Source organism: Cellulomonas sp. P2_F12 (assembly GCF_056403775.1).
In genome coordinates, this window is the sequence record NZ_JBFUEV010000001.1 from 83,128 (window position 1) to 102,665 (window position 19,538).

At 71.7% G+C, this 19,538-nt stretch carries 21 protein-coding genes and 1 pseudogene; 9 read left to right on the forward strand and 13 right to left on the reverse strand.

Translation table 11 applies throughout. The features are described from left to right. Positions 1-7 precede the first annotated feature (7 nt). Complete coding sequence (gene ligD, locus AC1DWH_RS00390; protein WP_477091997.1) at positions 8-1,498, reverse strand: non-homologous end-joining DNA ligase; 1,491 nt, start codon at positions 1,496-1,498, stop codon at positions 8-10. A gap of 48 nt (positions 1,499-1,546) precedes the next feature. Here ligD and AC1DWH_RS00395 point away from each other — a divergent pair, with 48 nt between their 5' ends. The 3 genes from AC1DWH_RS00395 to AC1DWH_RS00405 all read left to right on the forward strand — a co-directional run bounded on the left by AC1DWH_RS00395 (position 1,547) and on the right by AC1DWH_RS00405 (position 3,287). Continuing rightward, complete coding sequence (locus tag AC1DWH_RS00395; RefSeq protein ID WP_477091998.1) at positions 1,547-1,816, forward strand: hypothetical protein; 270 nt, start codon at positions 1,547-1,549, stop codon at positions 1,814-1,816. Between the two features lie 132 nt (positions 1,817-1,948). Next, positions 1,949-2,473: a SigE family RNA polymerase sigma factor gene (locus AC1DWH_RS00400; protein ID WP_477091999.1), complete on the forward strand. Its 525-nt coding sequence runs from the start codon at positions 1,949-1,951 to the stop codon at positions 2,471-2,473. A gap of 1 nt (position 2,474) precedes the next feature. Next, positions 2,475-3,287 carry a hypothetical protein gene (locus tag AC1DWH_RS00405; RefSeq protein WP_477092000.1) on the forward strand — a complete coding sequence of 271 codons (813 nt, stop codon included), beginning with the start codon at positions 2,475-2,477 and terminating at the stop codon, positions 3,285-3,287. 35 nt (positions 3,288-3,322) lie between these two features. On the opposite strand, the gene AC1DWH_RS00410 is transcribed toward AC1DWH_RS00405, so the two are convergent. Further along, positions 3,323-4,066 carry an SDR family NAD(P)-dependent oxidoreductase gene (locus tag AC1DWH_RS00410; RefSeq protein ID WP_477092001.1) on the reverse strand — a complete coding sequence of 248 codons (744 nt, stop codon included), beginning with the start codon at positions 4,064-4,066 and terminating at the stop codon, positions 3,323-3,325. 155 nt (positions 4,067-4,221) lie between these two features. On the opposite strand from AC1DWH_RS00410, the gene AC1DWH_RS00415 reads away from it, so the two are divergent. Then, positions 4,222-4,812, forward strand: a complete 591-nt coding sequence (locus AC1DWH_RS00415) for a dihydrofolate reductase family protein (RefSeq protein ID WP_477092002.1) — start codon at positions 4,222-4,224, stop codon at positions 4,810-4,812. A gap of 16 nt (positions 4,813-4,828) precedes the next feature. On the opposite strand, the gene AC1DWH_RS00420 is transcribed toward AC1DWH_RS00415, so the two are convergent. After that, positions 4,829-6,079 (reverse strand): catalase family protein, encoded by a 1,251-nt coding sequence (locus tag AC1DWH_RS00420; RefSeq protein ID WP_477092003.1) that lies wholly within the window; start codon positions 6,077-6,079, stop codon positions 4,829-4,831. Between the two features lie 14 nt (positions 6,080-6,093). Further along, complete coding sequence (locus tag AC1DWH_RS00425; protein WP_477092004.1) at positions 6,094-6,468, reverse strand: hypothetical protein; 375 nt, start codon at positions 6,466-6,468, stop codon at positions 6,094-6,096. A 180-nt stretch (positions 6,469-6,648) separates the two neighbouring features. Here AC1DWH_RS00425 and AC1DWH_RS00430 point away from each other — a divergent pair, with 180 nt between their 5' ends. From AC1DWH_RS00430 to AC1DWH_RS00445, 4 genes are read left to right on the forward strand one after another with little or no spacing between them, the layout of a single operon-like run. Beyond that, the gene (locus AC1DWH_RS00430; RefSeq protein WP_477092005.1) at positions 6,649-7,119 is read left to right on the forward strand and encodes a hypothetical protein; all 471 of its coding nucleotides are present in this window, start codon (positions 6,649-6,651) and stop codon (positions 7,117-7,119) included. A 53-nt stretch (positions 7,120-7,172) separates the two neighbouring features. Beyond that, positions 7,173-8,393, forward strand: a complete 1,221-nt coding sequence (locus AC1DWH_RS00435; protein WP_477092006.1) for a hypothetical protein — start codon at positions 7,173-7,175, stop codon at positions 8,391-8,393. Then, complete coding sequence (locus AC1DWH_RS00440; RefSeq protein WP_477092007.1) at positions 8,375-9,769, forward strand: Dyp-type peroxidase; 1,395 nt, start codon at positions 8,375-8,377, stop codon at positions 9,767-9,769. Before AC1DWH_RS00435 ends, AC1DWH_RS00440 begins: the two co-directional genes overlap by 19 nt. Before the next feature lie 33 nt (positions 9,770-9,802). Continuing rightward, a complete protein-coding gene (locus AC1DWH_RS00445; RefSeq protein ID WP_477092008.1) occupies positions 9,803-11,578 on the forward strand; it encodes a peroxidase family protein in 1,776 nt (591 codons plus the stop codon). A 41-nt stretch (positions 11,579-11,619) separates the two neighbouring features. Here the strand turns inward: AC1DWH_RS00445 and AC1DWH_RS00450 are convergent, their stop codons facing one another. From AC1DWH_RS00450 to AC1DWH_RS00480, 7 genes are all read right to left on the reverse strand, one after another. After that, entirely contained in the window at positions 11,620-12,600 is a 981-nt protein-coding gene (locus AC1DWH_RS00450) for a manganese catalase family protein (protein ID WP_477092009.1), read from the reverse strand. Positions 12,601-12,613: 13 nt separating this feature from the next. Further along, on the reverse strand, positions 12,614-13,699 hold the full coding sequence (locus tag AC1DWH_RS00455; RefSeq protein WP_477092010.1) for a YihY/virulence factor BrkB family protein: 1,086 nt from the start codon (positions 13,697-13,699) through the stop codon (positions 12,614-12,616). 77 nt (positions 13,700-13,776) lie between these two features. Further along, the gene (locus AC1DWH_RS00460) at positions 13,777-14,403 is read right to left on the reverse strand and encodes a DUF3618 domain-containing protein (protein WP_477092011.1); all 627 of its coding nucleotides are present in this window, start codon (positions 14,401-14,403) and stop codon (positions 13,777-13,779) included. Continuing rightward, positions 14,400-14,810 (reverse strand): phage holin family protein, encoded by a 411-nt coding sequence (locus tag AC1DWH_RS00465; RefSeq protein WP_456845283.1) that lies wholly within the window; start codon positions 14,808-14,810, stop codon positions 14,400-14,402. The genes AC1DWH_RS00460 and AC1DWH_RS00465 overlap by 4 nt, the downstream gene beginning before the upstream one ends. Beyond that, positions 14,807-15,466: a hypothetical protein gene (locus AC1DWH_RS00470; RefSeq protein ID WP_477092012.1), complete on the reverse strand. Its 660-nt coding sequence runs from the start codon at positions 15,464-15,466 to the stop codon at positions 14,807-14,809. Before AC1DWH_RS00470 ends, AC1DWH_RS00465 begins: the two co-directional genes overlap by 4 nt. 317 nt (positions 15,467-15,783) lie before the next feature. Beyond that, positions 15,784-16,518, reverse strand: coding sequence for a GAF and ANTAR domain-containing protein (locus AC1DWH_RS00475; RefSeq protein WP_477092013.1), 735 nt, complete (start codon positions 16,516-16,518; stop codon positions 15,784-15,786). Between the two features lie 25 nt (positions 16,519-16,543). Continuing rightward, complete coding sequence (locus AC1DWH_RS00480) at positions 16,544-17,224, reverse strand: GAF and ANTAR domain-containing protein (RefSeq protein ID WP_456845286.1); 681 nt, start codon at positions 17,222-17,224, stop codon at positions 16,544-16,546. A gap of 155 nt (positions 17,225-17,379) precedes the next feature. On the opposite strand from AC1DWH_RS00480, the pseudogene AC1DWH_RS00485 reads away from it, so the two are divergent. Further along, positions 17,380-17,658, forward strand: a pseudogene (locus tag AC1DWH_RS00485) (hypothetical protein); the annotation flags it as partial. Positions 17,659-17,818: 160 nt separating this feature from the next. On the opposite strand, the gene AC1DWH_RS00490 reads toward AC1DWH_RS00485, so the two are convergent. Together AC1DWH_RS00490 and AC1DWH_RS00495 are read right to left on the reverse strand one after the other, a co-directional pair. Further along, a complete protein-coding gene (locus tag AC1DWH_RS00490; protein ID WP_477092014.1) occupies positions 17,819-19,168 on the reverse strand; it encodes a permease prefix domain 1-containing protein in 1,350 nt (449 codons plus the stop codon). Continuing rightward, the gene (locus AC1DWH_RS00495; protein ID WP_477092015.1) at positions 19,168-19,530 is read right to left on the reverse strand and encodes a PadR family transcriptional regulator; all 363 of its coding nucleotides are present in this window, start codon (positions 19,528-19,530) and stop codon (positions 19,168-19,170) included. Before AC1DWH_RS00495 ends, AC1DWH_RS00490 begins: the two co-directional genes overlap by 1 nt. Positions 19,531-19,538 lie beyond the last annotated feature (8 nt).

The following is a 19,538-nucleotide window of genomic DNA, read 5'->3' on the forward strand; positions in this document are numbered from 1 at the left end:
GCCGGTCTCAGTCCTCGCGCACGACCTCGCCGGGCTTCTTGTCCGGCCGCAGGCCGCGCCAGGCCGGGTGGCGCAGGCGGCCGTCATCGGTCCACTCGGTGTAGGCCACCTCGCCGACGAGCTCGGGTCGGACCCAGTGGACGTCGCGTGACTCCGCCGCCGGCAGCCGCCCCTCGAACGGCGGCGCCGGCCGTTCGAGCGCCCGCAGGCGCACCAGCAGGTCGTCGAGCATCCGGCGGGTGAACCCCGTGCCGACCCGGCCCGCGGGGCGCAGCTCCCCGTCCCGGTGGACCGCGACGACCAGCGCCCCGATCGTGTCGGCGCGGTTCCCCTTGCCGGGCCGCCAGCCCGCGATCACGACCTCCTGCATGCGGACGTGCTTCACCTTCACCCAGTCCGGCGAGCGGCTGCCGGGACGGTACGGAGCGGACCGTCGCTTGACCAGCACCCCCTCGAGCCGGCTCTCGAGGCTCGCGGTCAGCACGTCCTGTCCCGGGCCGTCGAAGGACGGGGGAGTCTGCCACGACGGCCCGGCCACGCCGAGACCCTCGAGCAGACGGCGCCGCTCGTCGTAGGGCAGCGAGACCGTCGAACGCCCGTCGAGATGGAGGACGTCGAACACCAGGTAGACCACCGGCACCGACCTGGCCAGACGCCGTGCGGCGGACGGGTCGGCGACGTGCATCCGCTGCTGCAGGCGCCCGAAGTCCGGGGCACCGCCCGCGTCGAAGGCGACCAGCTCTCCGTCGAGGACGACCGGCGTCGACCCGAGCTGCTCGCCCATGCCGGCGATCTCGGGGTACGAGCGAGTGATGTCGAGGTCGTTGCGGGACATCAGCCGCACGCGCCCGCCATCGACGTACGCGACGGCGCGCACCCCGTCCCACTTCATCTCGAACGCCCAGCCGTCGTCGTCGGTCGGCAGCTCGCCGGGCACGGCGAGCATCGGGCGCACGAGGGCGGGCAGCGGCTCCCAGTCCGGTCGGGTGGGGGGATCCATGCGGTGCACCATCCAGCTCTTCCCGTCGTCGGGTGCGTCGGCCGGCCTGCCCTTCGGGCGCGTGGCGAACAGCACGTACCTGCCCTGCACGCGCTCGCCGTGCAGCACCACCTGCACCTCCCGCTCCGACCACTTCACCAGGTCGTACGTGCCGTGGTCCCAGACGGTGACGTGGCCGCCGCCGTACTCCCCGGCGCCGATCTCGCCCTCGAACGTGGCGTACTCGAGCGGGTGGTCCTCGGTGTGGACGGCCAGGTGGTTGGTCTTCTGGTCCTGCGGCAACCCCTTCGGGACGGCCCACGACACCAGGACCCCGTCGCGCTCGAGGCGGAAGTCCCAGTGCAGCGCGCGGGCGTGGTGCTCCTGGATGACGAAGCTCCGGCCGTCACCGGAGGGTGGGCTCGAGCCCACGGCCGGGACGGGCTCGGGCGTGCGCGCCGGGTCCCGCTTGGCTCGGTACTGCGCGAGCCGTTCGGTCTCGGGCGTCGGGTCGGACACGCCCCGAGTCTCTCGCCGCGCGCGCCGCCGGGCCACTAGGGTCCCGGCATGGCCCCGACCGGCACCGGTGCGGCGAGTGCGACGGTGGCCGCGGTCGTCGTGGCGGCGCTGGTGGCCGCGGCCACGGCCCCGCTCGGGCAGTGCGGCTCGTGCCCGGACGCCGGCGACTGCGTCATCCTGACGACGAACATCGTCTTGATCCCCGTCAGCACGTGGCTATGGATCCCCGCGTCGATCGTCGCGGGCGCCCTCACGTGGTGGCTGGTCCACCGGGCGCACGTGCACCGCGCACGGACGGACGCCCGGCTCGCGGGCTGACGCGCACGGGCAGTCCCGGTCGGCGCCCGACAGGAGTAGACCGGGACCACCAGATCGTGGCGGCCTCTCAACGTTTCTCTGCAGCGGCTCGTCTACCTCTGTGACGGCCTCACCCACCGGAAGGGGGCCGCGATGAACTGTTGGGAGCCGGTCCTCACGGACCTGGTGCGCAACCGTGGCGGCGCGCTGGTGCGCTACGCGACGCTGTTGTGCGGCGACCGGCGCGAGGCGGAGGACCTGGTCCAGGACGCGCTGGTCAGGGTCTTCGCCACGACGCGTCGGCCGCAGGGCGGTGGCCCCGGCGACTTCGCGGCGCTGGAGAACGTGGAGGCGTACGTCCGGAAGACGGTCCTCAACCTCTACCTGGACGGATACCGCAGGCGGCGGCGCTGGGGCGCGGTGAAGCACCTCCTGGGTGCTCAGGTCTCCACGGACGGGCCCGACCAGGCGACCCCGGAGCACCTGGACCTGGACTCCGCGCTCGCCGCGCTGCCGCCACGCCAACGGGCGTGCGTGGTGCTGCGCTTCTACGCCGATCTCACCGTGCCGCAGATCGCCGAGGACCTCGGCGTCTCGCCCGGAGCGGTGAAGCGTCACCTGCACGCCGCCAACGCGAAGCTCGCCGTGAGTCTCACACCCGTCGGAGAGGAGGAGTGACATGAACCTCGAGGAGCTGCTGCGCCAGGAGCGGGACGTCGTCCCTCCGAACCCGCTCGTCGATCGCACCGACGACATCGTGGGCCGGGTCCGCCGTCGTCGGCGCGCCCGGGTCGCGACGGCAGCCGTCGGGGCCGTGGCCGCCCTCGCCGTCGTCGCCGTCGTCGTCGACCAGCTCCTCCCGACCACGGCTGCCCCGGCGGCGCCGGCCCCGACCACGTACTCGTCGCTGCCGTGGGGCGACGGCACGCTGCTGGACCCGGGTCGGTACGCGTTCCCCGTGCTGGACGCGCCCTTGTCGTCCCCGGTGCTCCCGGTGGTGGCGGTGCCTCAGGGCTTCACCGCGACGGACGACGCGGCGGGTGTGACGGTCGGCGGCGACGCTAACGCCGACGGCCGGATGCTGCGGATCTGGGACGTCGACAGCGTCTACTCCCACCCGTGCGACCCGAGCCGGCGCACCGTCGCCGTCGGACCGACGGCGGCCGACCTCGCCGACGCCCTGGCGGCGCAGCCGATGCGCGCGGGCACCGATCCGGTCGCGGTCACGATCGGCGGGTACGACGGGTTCTACGTCGAGCTGAGCGTGCCGGTCGACGTCGACATCGCCGCCTGCCCGGGTGGGAAGTTCTTCAGCTGGCCGGGCCGGTGGCAGCAGGCTCCCGGGCAGGTCGACATGCTCTGGATCGTCGATGCCGAGGGGCAGCGCGTCGTGTTCGACGCCTGGGCTCTGCCGGGGGCCAGCCCGCAGGAGCGCACCGAGCTGCAACACATGGTCACCACCGCCACGTTCGTCCCGACCGCCGGCTCCTGAGAACCCCGGCCGGTCCGTCGGTGGGCACGATCCCCTCAGGTGGACTCGGGGTCCTGTCCGAGCACGGCGCGACCGCCGTCCACCGGGAGGATCGCGCCCGTCACGAAGGACGCGGCGTCGGAGAGCAGGTAGGCCACGGTGGCCGCCACCTCCTGCACGCGACCGACCCGCCCCAGCGGATGCAGGCGCCGCATCTCGTCCTCGACGCGGCGTGCCTGCACCGGTTCGAGCGCGTCGAGGAACACGTCGTACCGGGCCGTCGAGATCGAGCCGAGTGCGACCGCGTTCACGCGGACCTGCCGCGCCCCGTGCTCGACTGCGGCGGCGCGGGTGAGACCTTCGATCGCCGCCTTCGCGGTCGCATAGGGGAGCGAGCCACGCACCGGCCGCTGCGCCTGGTGCGACGAGACGTTGACCACCGAGCCCGGTCCGCGGAACCGGCGCGCGGCCACGGCCGTCCCGACGAGCGTCGGGGCGAGGTTCGTCACGACGAGCTCGAGCAGCTCCGCGGGACCGCTGTCGGGGTCCGGGTCCCGGAAGATCGCCGCGTTGTTCACCCACCCCGTGAGCGTGCCGAGGCGCTCCGCCGCGTCGGCTGCGGCCTCGGCCACCTCGGGGTCGCCGGCACTGCCCACGACCGCTGCGGTCAGACCGTCGGCCGAAAGCCAGGACACCGCGTCGGGCTCGACCTCGATGACCACGACCGCCTCGCCCTCCGCGAGCAGGCGTTCCACCACGGCCCGCCCGACGCCGCGGCCACCTCCGGTCACTACGGTCACGCGTCCCATGGAGCCATCCCAGCACCGGCGGGCGGGCTCGCGCGCGACGACGGCCACGCACACTCGTGCCGGCGAAGCTGTCGGATCGGCGTGGTGCGGTTCGTGGAGGTGGTGGAAGGTGGTCGTCGGGACCGCCTGGAACTGAGGAGCATCGGATGACCAAGGTCGTCGCCATCATGTCCATGTCGCTCGACGGCTTCGTCGCCGACCCCGAGGACGGTGTGGCCGAGGTGTTCGACTGGTACACCTCGGGGGACGTGGAGATCCGCACGGGCGGTTCGGACCCCATGACGTTCTCCGTGTCCGAGCCGAGCGCGGCGCACATCCGCGGTCTCACGTCCGGGCTGGGTGCCGTGCTGACCGGACGTCGCACGTTCGAGGTCGCCCAGGGCTGGGGCGGGAACCACGCCTGGGGGCCGGCGTTCGTCCTCGCCCACAAGGTCCCCGCCGGCTGGCCGCGGCCGGGCTCGACCGTCCACTTCGTGACCGACGGGCTCGAGAGCGCGGTCCGTCAGGCGAAGGAGGCAGCCGCCGGGAAAAACGTCGGGGTCCACGGCGCCGACACGATCCAGCAGCTTCTGAACGCCGGCCTGCTGGACGAGATCTCCGTCGACATCGCTGCGCTGCTGCTCGGCTCCGGGGTCCGGCTGTTCGACCACCTCGCGAGCACCCCGGCCACCCTCGGCAACCCGACGGTGATCCAGGGCGTCGGCGTGACGCACCTGCGCTACCCGGTGCGTCCCTGAGCGCCGGGCGCGTGTCCTACGTGAAGCGTTCGTCCCCCGTCGGCTCGTAGTGCGGCACCGCGTTCATCCGGTGCCGCAGCTGCGACAGCTCCCAGTACATCCGCTTCCGCGCCCGGCTCTGGTTCCCCAGCGGACGGTGCTCGGCGATCGTGTGCCACGGGTTGTAGGACAGCCGTTTCGCGAACTCCATCTGCGCGGGGGAGTCGAAGGTCTGCCTTGGCAGGCGGAGCGTGGCGACGGGCACGCGCGGCGACAGCCTCTCGGGCCACAGCACCCCGGCGTTCTCGATCGGCATGAGGTGCGGGTCGGTCTGCATCTGCACGCGCACCTCCAGCTCCACGTCGCCCTCCGCCAGGGACGCGACCATCGCGTCGCGCAGGTAGTCGTCCGGCGGCCGGAACGGCAGGCGTGGGATCCGTGTCCTCGTGCTCGACGTCGGCCAGACGGAGTACGACATCGCCTGGCCCTCGCCCATCAGGTACGGCACGCAGCTGAAGTACGGAGCCTCGAACGGGCTGCTCTGGGTCTTGGTGTAGAGCGACTGCATGATCAGGCCGAGGACGTGCGGTGCGCGCAGGTTGAGGAAGTAGAACAGCTGCGCGTTCTTCACGCTCCAGTGCTGCAGCGCGGCGTTGGCCTTCACGTCGGGAGTGACGAAGGTGGCGGTCGACACCCCGAACATGTCGAGCGTGTGCAGCTCGTCGTCGAGCAGCTTCGGCCCCTCGACGCCCATGAGCTTGATGCTGATGCTCATGAAGCCGATGTCGTCGATGTCCGGCGTGATGTACGGACCGGGCCCCGAGAAGCGCACCCACGCCTTGAAGGTCTGCGGCTTCGCATAGATCCCCCGGCGCATGTGCTCGGGCAGGTTGTCGTGCACGGTGAGCTCACCCCGGCAGATGCCCTGCGTCTTCGTGTTGCCGCCGCGCTCGAAGCCGCCGGGCTTCCAGAGGTCGGTCATCTGCTGCGTGAAGCTGCGCACGATCGAGTCGGTGAAGCTCTCCTCGTCGGCCATCAGTCGTTCTTCTGCGATCGCCAGGTGCTCGTCCCTGCGCCTGACGTTGATGAGCGAGGTGGCGAGCCGCTCGAGCGGGCCCTTCAGCAGCGCATCGAAGGCCGGTCGGACGAAGGGGTCGACGCGACGCTCGGCCCGGAGCAGCGCCATGGCGGTGTCCGAGGCGACGTCGCGCCAGGCCGCACCGGTATTGGCGCGCGGCTGCGGGTGGCTGGCGTTGGAGCTCGCGATCGGCGAGTGCGGCGGGCTCACGAGGGGTGCCGCTCTCAGCCGCGGGCAGCGAGGATCGCGAGCGTCGTGTTGCCCGAGGAGATGAGCGTGGTGGTGACCGCGGCCCGTGGCGGCAGGTCCCCGCGGATGCCGGAGACGACGGCGGACACGGTGTCCGACGCATGGATCAGGACGGCCAGGCGGGCGAGCCTGCGTCGCGAGACGTCGTCCGCGGTGAGCAGCTCGATGCCCAGCAGGATCGTCCGGATGCCGAACATGCGGAACGGGTACATGCCCGCCCGGGCCGCCTGCTCGTCCGTGGACAGCCGCCCCAGGAGCACCTGGGGAGCCAGGAGGCCGAGCGTGCCGTTGACGATGCGGACGACGGCCAGGATCTGACCCGAACGGCGTGCCACGCTCGATGGCGCCATGGCGTCCCCCCTGATCGACTCCCGTGCCACGTTGGCACCGGCACCGGGCGCTGTCAACGTCCGCGCGCACAGCCCGGTATCGACCGGTTTGCGCCTTTACAAGCCTCGGCGGCGGGGGCAGGGTGGAGAGCGATCAGGCCGAGCTCGAACCGCCGGCCTGCGGGCAGGGGAGGTCCGACCATGTCGGGCAGGAGTGCCACGAGCCAGCGGACGAGCACCGAGGCCACCCTGATGCGCCTCGGCAACGCGCTCCTCGACGATCTGTTCCGCGCCAGCCCTCCGGGCCCCATCCCCAGGGGAAAGCTGCGCGGGACGGTCCTCGCCTTTCCGGGGACCCGAGCGGTGAAGCCCATCTCGAGAGTTGCCCGAGCGTTGTTCTGGCAGGGAAAGGTCGTCGACGCCGAGCAGGCCGGCCTGAAGAACCTCGTGAGCCCGTTCCGGCTGCGCTTGATCAAGGCGACGTTGTCCACGGCGGAGAGCTGGGTCGACGGCGACCCGATCGTCCTCATCGACTACTCCCGCACCTCGCGCGTGGCCCACATGGTCCGCGACGAGATCCGTCTCGTCGGCCCCGGGCTCTACCTCGGTGTCGTCTGGTTGTGGCACTGGCGCGTCGCCTGGTTCACGCTCCGGCAGCGGGGGTCCAAGTAGCACCACCAAACCGGCTCGCGACAGGTGAGGCTCATGGTCCCAGGGGTGGTGGCATGCCGGCACAGGTAGCGGTGTGCGTCCAGGCGGAGCTCGTCGCTGACCGCGAACAGGCCGCTCGGGACTTCCTGCCGCAGATCCGGGTCGACGACTTCGACGCGATGGGCACGGTCCACTTCGCCCGCGTCTTCGTCCTCGACCGGGTCGTCGACACTGCGGGACACCCGATCCCGGCGTCGATCGTCTACATGGCCGACGTCGACGGGTCGGCCGACCGCCACTTCCGTGCACTGCCGTCCGACGTGCACACGCTGTTCGGGCACTGCCTGGGCTACCCGAGCGCGCCGGACGCCGCAGCGCGGCTCGTGTGGTTGCACGAGCACTCCTTGCGGCCGGACGCGTACTACCGGCACACCGCCGACCGCCCGGTGGAGCAGATCAAGCGCGAGGCTTACCTGCGCGAGCAGGTCGAGGTCGTGCTCGACGAGCTGCCGGCCGCCGGCCGGACCTCGGCCGACGAGGTCGCGCACACCGTGTACCGGGCGATGAAGAAGCGCCCCGACCTGTCGTGGGCGCACCGCCACCCCGCGACTCCTGGGCTCGTCTACGGGGTGCTCCGGATCGCGACGCTCGTCGCCATCGCCGTCGCCCTGCTCGTCGTCCTCCCGGTCGTCGGACCGTTCCTCGTCGCGTGGGTGCTCGTCGTGCGGGTCCTTGAGCTGCGCGACACGCAGGAGAGCGGAGCGGTCGACGTCGGGCACGTCGACGCGGTCCGGCGCTACGAGGACCACGGGGTCCAGAACCCGTTCACCGGGGTCGGGTTCGTCAAGCCCGGGGTCGTGCGACGTCTCACCATGCGCGGCGCACTGCTCGGGCTCGACCTGGCGTTCCGCCTCGTCATGTACCGCGACAACCTCTCCGGGGTCCGGACCATCCACTTCGCTCGGTGGCAACCGGTCGACGGTGGACGCCGGTTCATCTTCGCCAGCAGCTACGACGGCAACCTCGAGAGCTACATGGACGACTTCATCTCCCGGCTGGCATGGGGCATCAATCTCGTCTTCGGCAACGGCGTCGGCTTCCCGCGGACGCGCTGGCTGTTCTTCGGCGGCGCCAAGGACGAGATCGCGTACAAGCACTACCTGCGCAGGCACCTGGTCCCGACCGTCGTGTTCTACTCCGCGTACCCGACGCTCGCGGCGATCCACATCGACCGGAACGCCGACGTCCGTCGCGCGCTGCGCGCCCAGGACCCGCGATGGCTCGAGGCGATGTGAGCGCGCCGACGAGCGGGCTGCTCGACCTGTCGGACATCCAGGGGCTGGTGGTGCGCGGCTACGGCAAGCTCCCGAGCGCCGCGTACGTCCTGCTGCACGCGCCGACGCCTGACGGGCTCCGCCGGCTGGCCCGGTGGGCTGCGCCGCGGGTCACCGCGGGCGACGAGAGCCCGACCGATCGGGCGATGAACGTCGCCCTGACGCACGACGGGGTCCGCAGCCTGACCGAGTGGGACGACCTTCCCGACGGGTTCTCGGAGCCGTTCCGCACCGGGATGGACACCGAGTACCGCAGCCGGATCCTGGGCGACACGGGGACGAACGATCCCCGCGGATGGCTGTGGGGGCGCTCGGGCGCGGAGCCCGTCCACCTCCTGCTCCTCCTGTACGCCCAGGACGCCCCGACGCTTGCCGCGCTCGTCGCGGAGGTCCGCGCCCGGGCCGTGCAGGACGGCGTCCGCGTGCAGCAGGTCCTGGGGGCCGACGACCTGAGCGACCGGGAGCCCTTCGGGTTCAAGGACGGTGTCTCGCAGCCGACGATCGCCTCGGTGACCGGGGCTCCCGACCCCGCGGAGGCGCTCCGGCCCGGCGAGTTCGTGCTCGGTTACGGCAACGAGTACGGCCAGCAGTCCGAGCGGCCGCTGCTGCCCGCGTCCGCCGACCCCGAGCGGATGCTGAGCCGCGACCGCTCCGGTGCTCCGGACCTCGGACGCAACGGCACGTACCTCGTGTTCCGCCAGCTGCGCCAGGACGTCGACGGCTTCTGGGGCTATGTGCGCGAGGCGGCGGACGGAGACGCCGCCGAGGCCGAGCACCTCGCTGCGCGCATCGTCGGGCGGTGGCCCAGCGGCGCGCCCGTCGTCCTGGCGCCGGCCGCCGACGACCCCGACCTCGCGGACGCGAACGACTTCGGCTACCACCACCCCGACCCGACCGGCCTGAGGTGCCCGGTCGGCGCCCACATCCGGCGCGCCAACCCCCGGGACTCGCTGCCGCCGAGTCCCGGGACCGAGTCGTCGCTCCGCGGCGTGCGCACGCACCGGCTGGTCCGGCGCGGCCGGACGTACACCGACGGCGACGAGCGCGGCCTCTACTTCCTGTGCCTCAACGCCAACCTCGCCCGCCAGTTCGAGTTCGTGCAGCACGGCTGGCTGAACGGCAACGCGTTCGTGACGCTGGACGACCCGGACGACCCGCTGATCGGCTCCCGGGCGGGTGGGCCTTCGTCGTTCACGGTCCCCGGGCACCCCGTCCGGCACAGGTACCGGGACCTGCCGCAGTTCGTCCAGGTGCGCGGTGGCGCCTACTTCTTCCTGCCCGGCCTGCGGGCACTCCACTACCTCGCAGCCCGCGCGCGTCGCGGTCCCGCTGCGTAGCACGCACGTCACGACACGGGGTTCGGGGGAGCGATGCGGAATCAGTCCACGTTCGGCAAGGTCGTCGAGTGGCTCGACAAGCGCCACCACTGGCACAGGTTCCCGACGCTGCTGGGCGTGCTCGCGCTCATCGGCATCCGGAACACGCTCCGCGCCCGCAACCTGTTCAGCACCACGAAGGGGTCGGGCGTCACGGCGCCCGTCCCCGCTCCGCCACGCCACCTCGTCGCTCGCACCACGGACGGCTCCTACAACGACCTGGCGCACCCGGCCATGGGCATGGCGAAGACACGGTTCGGCCGCAACGTCCCGCTGGAGCTGACCAAGCCCGAGGTGGCGCCGCGGCTGTTCACCCCCAACCCCCGGACCATCAGCACCGTCCTGCTCCAGCGCGACGAGTTCAAGCCCGCGACCACGTTGAACGTCCTCGCGGCCGCGTGGCTCCAGTTCGAGACGCGCGACTGGTTCAGCCACGGCACCGACATGGAGCACCCGATCCACGTCCCGCGCCCCGCCGGCGACGACTGGCCGGACGACCCGATGGTCTGGCCGAGCACGCCCAAGGACCCCACCAACCACGCGACTGACGGGTCGGCGACGTTCGTCAACACCGAGACGCACTGGTGGGACGCGTCCCAGATCTACGGGAGCGTGCCGGAGTTCGAGCAGGCGATCCGGACCGGCGCGGGGGGTCGCGTGCGGATCGGGGCCGACGGCCTCATCGACGTGGACCCCGCCCTGCTGGGCACCTCGGGCGGCCGGGACGGCTGGTGGGTGGGGCTGGAGCTCATGCACACGCTCTTCATGCGCGAGCACAACGCGATCTGCGACCGGCTCGCGGCGTCGTACCCCTCGTGGAACGACGACCAGCTGTTCGAGAAGGCGCGCCTGATCAACGCGGCCCTGATCGCCAAGATCCACACCGTCGAGTGGACGCCCGCGATCCTCGGCCATCCCGCGCTGCACATCGCGATGCGCGCCAACTGGTGGGGCCTGGCCGAGGAGCGGGTGCACGACCTGATCGGGCGGCTCAGCTCCAGCGACCTCGTCAGCGGCATCCCGGGGTCACCGACGGACCATCACGGCGTGCCGTACGCGATGACCGAGGAGTTCGTCGCGGTGTACCGGATGCACCCCCTGATCCCCGACGACTACGAGATCCGCGACGCGGTCACGGGCGCCGTCCGGGAGAACCTGCAGTTCACGGACCTGCACGGCTTGAGCTCGCGGCCGGTCCTGCAGCGAGCCTCCGCGTCGAACGTGTTCTTCTCGCTCGGTGTCGCCAACCCCGGGGCGCTGCGCCTGCACAACAACCCCCGCTTCATGCGCCGGCTGGATCGCGCCGACGGCAAGCAGATCGACCTCGCCGCGATCGACGTGCTGCGGTCGCGGGAGCGCGGCGTGCCCCGGTACAACGAGTTCCGGCGCCTGATGCACATGGCCCCCGTGAGCAGCTTCGACGAGCTCGGCGACGACCCGGAGACCGTCGCGCAGCTGCGCGAGATCTACGACGACAACCTGGAGGACGTCGACCTGGCCGTCGGGATGCTCGGCGAGCAGCTCCCGCGCGGCTTCGGGTTCAGCGACACCGCGTTCCGGATCTTCGTCCTCATGGCGTCCCGGCGGCTCAAGAGCGACCGGTTCTTCGGCGTCGACTTCACCTCGAAGATCTACACACCGGAGGGCATGTCCTGGATCGACGGGAACGACATGTCGTCCGTGATCGTGCGGCACTACCCGGAGCTCGCGCCGGCCGTGCGCGGGGTGCGCAACGCGTTCGCCCCCTGGCCGCTCCCGTCGGAGCCGTGACCGACGCTCGCGGACGACCGGCGGTCACGGCTCCGGCCACGTCATGTCGCCTTCGGACCCGCCGGCACGGGCTCGACCGGACCGTAGAGCGGAGGCTGCATCTCGGCCATCTCGAGGTCGGCCGTCGCCTGGATGAGCGCCAGCAGGTCGGTGTCGAGGCCGGGGGAGAACTCCTCGTACCGCTCGACGGCGATGGTGGACGGCACGCCCTCAGGTGCCTGCTCGGTGGCGTCCAGCTCGGTGCCGTCCTTCGACGGTGACATGCCCTGGAAGATCCGGCCGGCCTCGGACGAGGCGGTGAGGTCGAAGGTGTACTGCTTGCTCTGCAGCCCGAGGTCCACCAGCTTCTTGACCTCGGGGAACCTCTCGGCGTTCGTCTTCGGGATCGGTAGGACCGATGCCCATCTGACGCCGAGGGTCTCCAGGGCACGGGCGTAGGCGTTCTCGTGCGCCTGGTCGCGCACGATGAGGTACGCGATCGTCGAGCGCGCGGTCTTGTTCGCCGTCATCTCATAGATGCGGCACTTCTGCAGCCGGCCGGTGGACTCGAGCATGAGGTTGTAGAGCAGGTCGAGCACGAGGTTCCCGGAGTTGTAGACGTAGGAGCCGCTCCACGGGTTGCCCGCGGAGTCCACGGGGAGGGCGCCCTGCGAGGCGACCAGGTAGTGGTGGATGTTGCCCTGGTCCAGCGCCGACTCCAGCGGCGTCGCCCCGCTCGCGCCGGGCTTGTCCAGCGGGTCGGACTTCTTGCCGTTGTACCGCGGTGACCCGTCGAGCAGGCGCGCGATCGTGGTGCCGATCAGCTCGACGTGGCTGATCTCCTCGGTCCCGATGCCCTGGAGCAGGTCCCGGTACGGCTTGGCCTTGGGTCCGCGGAAGTTGATGCTCTGGAAGAGGTACTGCATCATCGTCCGCATCTCGCCGAACTGGCCCCCGAGCCCCTCCTGCAGGGCGTTGGCCGCGGCCGGGTCTGGCTCGTCGGCCTCGATGTCGTGGATCAGTCGCTGCACGTGCAGGTACATGAGATCTCCTTCGTCAGCTGTCCGTGTCCGTCGTGCTGTCGGCTCCGCGCGACTCGCGCAGAGCGCGACCGAGCCGCACGTCCTCCTCCTGCTTGGCCTGCTTCTTCTCGCTCGCGCGGGTGTCCCGCGGCGGGAGCTGGATGGTCTTCTCGGCCTCGATTCCGCCCTGCAGCTGGCGGCCGCGCTCGACCTCGGCGTCGAGCTCCGCGCCGAACAGGAGCGCCAGGTTCGTGATCCACAGCCAGAGCAGGAACACGATCACACCGGCCAGCGAGCCGTAGGTCTTGTCGTAGCTGGCGACGTTCGCCACGTAGAACCCGAACGCGAGCGAGGCGAGCACCCACACGACGAGCGCGACGATCGCGCCGATGCTGATCCAGCGGAACCTGGGCTGGTGCACGTTCGGCGTCGCGTAGTAGAGGATCGCGATCGCGACGACGACGAGGGCGACGATCACCGGCCACTTCACGATGTTCCACACGGTGACCGTGACGTCGCTGAGCCCGATGGCGGCGCCCACCGCGCGCGCGACGCCGCCCGAGAGCACCACGGCCGCCACGACGGCGACGGCGAGAACCACGAGGACGACGGTGACGAGGAGCAGGACGGGGCGCAGCTTCCAGATCGGGCGGCCCTCGTCGATCTCGTAGACCCGATTCATGCCGCGGCTGAACGCGGCGACGTAGCCGGACGCCGACCAGAGCGCCAGGACCAGCCCGAGGACCAGGGCGAAGCCGGCCGCGGGAGCATCGGTCAGCTGGGTCAGGATCGGATTCAGGGTGTCGTCGACCGACGACACGCCGACGTCGCCGGCGATCTTCAGGACGTCGCCGACCATCTTCTGCGGGTCGCCCACCAGGCCGAGGACCGAGATGACGGCCAGCAGTGCGGGCGCGATCGCGAGGACGGCGTAGTAGGTGAGCGCGGCGGCCAGGTCGGTGCACTGGTCCCGGCCGAACTCTCGCAGCGTCTTGCGCACGACGTACATCCACGACCGCTTGGTGATGTCGTCGGGCGAGTCCGGCTTGCGCGGGTCCTCCGGCGCCGGTGCGGCGTCCTTCTCGGTGCTCCGGGTGCTGCTCGTGTCATGGGTGGTCATCGCGGGTCTCCCGGAGGGTCGTGCTCGACGGTCGACCGCGCGACGGGGCACCACGGTGTGCCCCGTCGCGCGGGTTCCTAGTAGCCGGTCTGGTGCCCGTCCGCGGAGTGGGCACCACGGACTGTGTCGGCCGCGTCGGTCGTGTCCGAGCGCAGGTCGGCCGCGACGGAGCGGCCCTCGTCGCGCAGGGTTGCCCCGGCCTCGGTCGCCCGGTCCTTGACGGCCTCCGCTGCCTCCTGCGCCGGCTGGCGCAGGGTGTCCGCGAGCCCCTGGGCGGCGTCCTTGGCCTCCTGCACCAGGGGAGCTGCCTGCTCCTTCGCGGACTGCGCGAGCTGCTGTTCCTGGCGAGTGCTGGGCAGCAGCGACGAGAGCAGCCAGCCGGCGCCGAAGGCGATGAGCCCGGCGGCGAGCGGGTTGCCGCGGGTCTTGTCCTTGGCGGCGTGCGGCAGCTGAGCGGCCGCGTCGCCGACGTGGGATGCGGCGTCGCCGACGCTGGAGGCGGCCGAGCCCGCGGTGCCGGCGCCGTGGGAGACGCCGCCCATCACGCGGTCCTTGACGTCGCTCACCGCGTCGCGGACCTTGTCGGCCTGTCGGTGAGCGACCTGCGTCGGGCTCACCTTGTCGGTCAGCGCGTCGACGTCCGAGCTGAGCTCGGCACGCGTGCGCTCGATGTCCTCGCGGATCTGGTCCGGGTCGGTGCTCATGCGTTCTTCTCCTCGTGACCTTGCAGGGCGTTCGGGATCTTCTTCACGGACTCGGTTGTACGGGGCAACCCGGCGACGCGCTGGGACTCGGCCCGGCCGCGAGCGGCCAGGACGGCGGCGACGATCGCCCAGACGGCGGCGACGATCACGGCCGACCAACCCCAGGAGTCGAGCGCGTCGCCGAGCGCCCACCACAGGGCGATCGACAGGAACAGCAGGACGAAGTGGCCCGCGACGGCGGCACCCGCGTACATGGAGCCGCCCTTGGCTGCCGCCTTCGCCGACTGGCGGGCCTCGGCCTTGGCCAGCTCGACCTCCTGGTGGAGCAGCGTCGACAGGTCGCGCGTGACGTCGCCGAGCAGGTCGCCGACCGACTGACGCGGGGGAGCGTCCAGCGGCTCGGTCATCGCTGGTTCCACATGTTCGCGGCGGGCACCGGCACGGGCGTCACCGGCTCGTCGGTGCGGCGGGGCTCGTCCATCGGGACGGTGTACGCGGGCGGCGGCATGGTGGTCCTGAGCGTCGGGGTGCTCGGACCGGTCGTCGGCCGCGGGGTCGGTGCGTCCTTGAGCCCGCGGGTGAGCCGCCCCAGGACCACGCCGGCCCCGGCCGCCAGGACGAGGAACGTGCCCGGGCGGCGGCGGGCGAAGCCGCGGACCTCGTCGAGGGCCTCGTCGGGACCGTGGTCCTCGAGCCACCTGCCGAGCGCGGTGACCCGGTCGCCGATCTCGCGGGCGACGTCCGTGGCGATGTTCTGCTCGGTCGGCGCCGCCGCCATCTGGGTCAGCTGGTCACCCACCGACGACAGGCCGCCGGCGAGCCGGCGCTGCTGGGTGCCCACCTGGCCCGAGACCTCGTCGCGGGCCTGCGACCACAGGTCGGAGAGCTGCCGGCGCGCTTCCTGCGTCACCGCCGCGGCCTCGCCCTTGGCCTCGCCGAGCAGGTGGCCGCCTGCGTTGGCGGCCTTGTCCTTCAGATCGGTCGCCTGCTCTTTGGCGGTGTCGGCCGTGCTGGGCTGCTCCCCGCTGGAGCGGGGGTAGCTGCTGGTGTAGTCCTCGGTCATGGTGGTCTCGCTTCGCATGGTCTGGCGGACGAGACGCCGAGCCCGGCAGGCGACGCGAGAACGCGCGACAGCGCCGAGGGGGATCCGACGTCGTCACGGGTTTCTGCCGTGCGACCGTCCGCATGGGGTGATCGGGGCGTCGATGACGCTTCCCGGGGATCCAGCTGTCCGCGGCGTGCGCGCAACGCAGCGCTGCACACCTAGTCCCATGTCCGGCGACGTGTCCTGTCCCGGGCGACGGTCTGCGGGGCGACGTTACGTCGACCAGCACCACGGACGCTAAGCCTGCTGTGCCGGGCCCGCCACCCGAGCGGGCGTCACACGCGCTGCCGGAACGTGTCGCGTTCGCGTGGAGGGCTGCCGGTGACGGCCTCGACGATGACGGAGGCGACCTCACGCAGCTTCACCTTGCGGTGCTGCGACGCGCTGCGCAGGATCGACATCGCCTCGTCGGCCGTGCAGCGGTTCTCCGCCATCACCACCCCGATCGCCTGGTCGATCACGGATCGCGAGACCAGGGCCGCGCGCAGGTCGGCGTTCATCTCGACCTGGTCCGCGCTACGCAGGCACAGCGCGATCGTCCGGGCGATCTCGTCGGCGTACATGTCCGCGACGGCGATCGCCGCGTCGTCCCAGGCGTGCGCGTCGGTGGCATACAGGTTCAGGGCGATCTGCACGCCGGGACGCACGTCGCGGGGGAGGGCGGCGGCCGAGGCGTACCCGTTGGCCCTCGCCGCGGACCTCCATTGCGGCCATCGGGTCTCGAGCTCGATGTCGGGGACGTGCACGAGGTGACCGACGTCGATCGAGGTCAGGCACGGTCCGTCGTCGGCCGCGTACTCGACCTCGTCGCAGAGCGCAGCGGGTGGGTCGCTCGCCGCGACGAGGGTGGGCCGCCCGTCGCGGCGCAAGGTGATCGTCGCGGAGGTCGCCGGCCCGACGTTGCGCGCGGCGGCCCGTGCGACACCCTCCACGAACTCCTCCACGCCGGCGGTCCCCAGCAGCAGGGTCTGGAGCTCGGTGATCGCGTGGATCCGGGCGGTCTCGTTCATGGTCGACTCCTCGTTGCGGTGGTGCTCACGTGCCCACCACGGTCCGTGCGACGTCGGCGTCCCCGAGCCCGGCACGCTCGGCCGCCCTGTGCAGGACCGTCCGAGCCTCGTCGATGCCGATCCGTCGTGAGTGGGCGAGGATCCCGAGCGCCTGGTTGATCACGGCGAGCTCGTCCAGGTGCGTGGGCGCGACCACGGCGTCGTCCAGCGACCGGAAGTCGAGGTCCGCGTTCGAGATGGCCCGGTGGGCGCTGGCCCCGACGATCGCCGCGAGTTGGGCCTCGTGCCCGCGGAACGCTCGCGGCCGAGCCGCATAGAAGTTGACGGTGCCGACCAGCGTGCCGTGGTCCAGGACGGGCAGTGACAGCGAGCTGCGCACGCCGCGACCGGCCGCCGTGGAGGCGAACTGCTGCCAGCGGTCCTCATCGAGGATGTCGTCGATCCCGACCTCGACCTCGTCGCGGCCCGCCTGCAGACAGGGACCGTCGTCGAGGTACTGGGCGGAGTCCATGGCCGCGGACTCTGCGGACGTCGCCACCACGGTGAAGGTGAGGTCCTCGGTGCCCAGGCAGTAGCTGAAGCCGAGGCACGACGGCACCTCGGCCGCGACGCGATCGCCGGCGTCAGCCACGAGTGCGAGGAGATCGACCTCGGAGGACTCGCCGAGTCGTCGCAGGGCGTCGACCGTCTGCGGCAGCAGCTGCATGGCACCTCGATCGGGTCCGCCATCGGCCGGCGCGGCTGCCTCACGCTGGGCGTCCGACGGTACGCCGCGCGCACCTCGGTCGCGCGCCGAGCGGGTCCGCTCAGGAGGTCAGAGCCAACGGCTTCGTCGTCCAGACGAACTCGTCGCCGAGCTCCATGCTGCCGGCCTTCCGCAAGGTGACGTCGCCGTCCCCTGACGAAGGTGATCCGGTCCCCGTCGACGACGTGGGTCCGCGGTCCTTCGCGATCGGGTTCGCCCGACGCCGACTCCACGTCGACGGTCCAGAGGCACTCGAGCGGGTGGTAGCGGGACATACGGTGGTGGATCCGACCCTCGTCGCCGAGCTCCTGGCCCGCCCCCGGGTGGACCACCCGGTGGACGCTTTGTCGGCCCGCGAGCGCGAGGTCCTCGCCCTCGTCGCCGAAGGTCTGTCCAACCAGGCGATCGCGCGCAGGCTGGTTGTCACGGACCGCACCGTGCGAGGCGCACGTCGCACGGATCTTCACGCGGCTGGGGCTCGTCGAGGACGCCGCCCAGAACAGGCGGGTGCTCGCCGTCCTCACCTTCCTGCGCGCATGAGTCCGAGATCTGACGTCACGCGAAGCCGAACACCGGCGGGAACACGATCACGATGACCGCGGCCCAGGCGGCATAGATCGGCAGGTACCGCGTCTGCCAGCGCTCGAGCTCCGCGAACGTGCCGTGACCGCGCAGGAAGCGGCCGCTGCGCCACGCGGAGACGCCGAGGTGCACGAGCAGCAGCAGGTTGAGACCGAGAGCGGCGATCTTGTTGGGGCTGGTGCCGAACTGCGCGATCCGCGTGAGCATCGCGGTCAGCATGACGGCGTCGACCGCGATGGCCACCCCGAGCAGCACCAGCTGGAGCCAGTCGGCCAGCGTGGGCGGTGCGAGCGGGTCGCGGGCCGAGATCGAGTAGAGGAGCAGGGCCAGGACCAGCACGAGGATGGCGTCCATCAGGATCAGCAGGTCGCGATTCACCTCGACCAGCCCGCCGGACAGGGTCAGTGCCACGAGGACGGCCACGAGCATGACGATGGTCAGCGGCGTGAAGATCCGGGTCAGCACGGGCGCGATGTTCTCGACGACGTCCTGCTTGGCCTCGACCAGCCAGGCGGCGACGACGAGGGCGCCCGGGACGGCGAACGGCATCACCCACTCCGCGATCACCGGACCGGGGTCGACACCCACGAGCTGCAGCACCCCGGCGGTGAGGCCGACGAGGACCCCGCCACCCAGCGCGAGCAGCGTGAAGTAGATCGCGAGCTCGCCCGTGAACCGGACGAAGTCCATCCGCCGGCCGTCGGATCGCCAGGAGCCCGCGACGTACGCGAGCCCTACCAGGAGCCAGAGGACGACCGGGGCATGGATGATCGCCAGCACCTCGGTGGAGCCCCCGGAGGTGAACGGGTACACGTTGAGGGCGACGGCGAGCACGGCGAACGGCACGGCGATCGCCGCCACGGTCCGCAATCCGGCCTGGCGCTTCCACGCGAGGTACGCGATGAGGAACGGAGCCACGAGCAGTCCGACGTTGCGGGCGAACGCGCCCTCGCCGTCGATCCAGGAGAGGCCGGCCCGCACCGAGACGCCCGCGCCTACCGCGAGCGCGAGCACCACCGTGAGCTCGCGCCACCGGGGTGCGGGTGAGCCTGAGGAGTCGTCGGGGACGAGCGCGAGCTGCTTCCACAGCCGGTCCGAGTGCTCCCGGGCGTACTCGCGGGAGACGGCGTCCAGGTTGCCGAGGCGCTTGATCGCGACGAGGAACGCCTCGTCGTCGTCGAGCCCGGTCGCGCGCAGGTCGGCCACCTGGCCGCGGAGGTGGTCCTCGAGCTCGTCCACGTCGGCCGACGAGATGACCTGACGCCGGTGGACGTAGCCGCGCCAGCGGTCGACCTGGGCCTCGAGCTCGTCGTCGTGCGCCATCACGCCCACCCCTCCGCGACGGTGGCGGGCCGCGGTGCCGACTCCCAGACCTGCCGGAGCGCGTCCGCGACGACGGTCCACTGCGCGTGCCGTTCGGCGAGCGCCGCCCGGCCGGTCGAGGTGATCGCGTAGTGCTTGCGGCGTCGACCCGCCTCGGACGTGCCCCAGGACGACGAGACGTGGCCGAGCCGCTCGAGCCGGTGCAGGAGCGGGTAGAGCATGCCGTCCGTCCACTGCATGCGCCCGCCGGAGAGCTCGCCGACGCGCTTGAGGATCGCGTAGCCGTAGAGGTCGCCGTCCGCGAGGATCCCGAGCACGAGCGGTGTCGCCGAGGCGGCGACCAGGTCCTTGTCGATGCGCACGACGTCTC

Coding starts and splice junctions, on each gene's coding strand:
- AC1DWH_RS00445 (WP_477092008.1), top strand. CDS start 9,803: ATGCGGAATCAGTCCACGTTCGGCAAGGTCGTCGAGTGGCTCGACAAG.
- AC1DWH_RS00400 (WP_477091999.1), top strand. CDS start 1,949: ATGAACTGTTGGGAGCCGGTCCTCACGGACCTGGTGCGCAACCGTGGC.
- AC1DWH_RS00475 (WP_477092013.1), bottom strand. CDS start 16,518: ATGAACGAGACCGCCCGGATCCACGCGATCACCGAGCTCCAGACCCTG.
- AC1DWH_RS00490 (WP_477092014.1), bottom strand. CDS start 19,168: ATGGCGCACGACGACGAGCTCGAGGCCCAGGTCGACCGCTGGCGCGGC.
- AC1DWH_RS00470 (WP_477092012.1), bottom strand. CDS start 15,466: ATGACCGAGGACTACACCAGCAGCTACCCCCGCTCCAGCGGGGAGCAG.
- AC1DWH_RS00450 (WP_477092009.1), bottom strand. CDS start 12,600: ATGTACCTGCACGTGCAGCGACTGATCCACGACATCGAGGCCGACGAG.
- AC1DWH_RS00425 (WP_477092004.1), bottom strand. CDS start 6,468: ATGGCGCCATCGAGCGTGGCACGCCGTTCGGGTCAGATCCTGGCCGTC.
- AC1DWH_RS00465 (WP_456845283.1), bottom strand. CDS start 14,810: ATGACCGAGCCGCTGGACGCTCCCCCGCGTCAGTCGGTCGGCGACCTG.
- AC1DWH_RS00415 (WP_477092002.1), top strand. CDS start 4,222: ATGACCAAGGTCGTCGCCATCATGTCCATGTCGCTCGACGGCTTCGTC.
- AC1DWH_RS00460 (WP_477092011.1), bottom strand. CDS start 14,403: ATGAGCACCGACCCGGACCAGATCCGCGAGGACATCGAGCGCACGCGT.
- AC1DWH_RS00455 (WP_477092010.1), bottom strand. CDS start 13,699: ATGACCACCCATGACACGAGCAGCACCCGGAGCACCGAGAAGGACGCC.
- AC1DWH_RS00440 (WP_477092007.1), top strand. CDS start 8,375: ATGGCTCGAGGCGATGTGAGCGCGCCGACGAGCGGGCTGCTCGACCTG.
- AC1DWH_RS00435 (WP_477092006.1), top strand. CDS start 7,173: ATGCCGGCACAGGTAGCGGTGTGCGTCCAGGCGGAGCTCGTCGCTGAC.
- AC1DWH_RS00480 (WP_456845286.1), bottom strand. CDS start 17,224: ATGCAGCTGCTGCCGCAGACGGTCGACGCCCTGCGACGACTCGGCGAG.
- AC1DWH_RS00430 (WP_477092005.1), top strand. CDS start 6,649: ATGTCGGGCAGGAGTGCCACGAGCCAGCGGACGAGCACCGAGGCCACC.
- AC1DWH_RS00405 (WP_477092000.1), top strand. CDS start 2,475: ATGAACCTCGAGGAGCTGCTGCGCCAGGAGCGGGACGTCGTCCCTCCG.
- AC1DWH_RS00395 (WP_477091998.1), top strand. CDS start 1,547: ATGGCCCCGACCGGCACCGGTGCGGCGAGTGCGACGGTGGCCGCGGTC.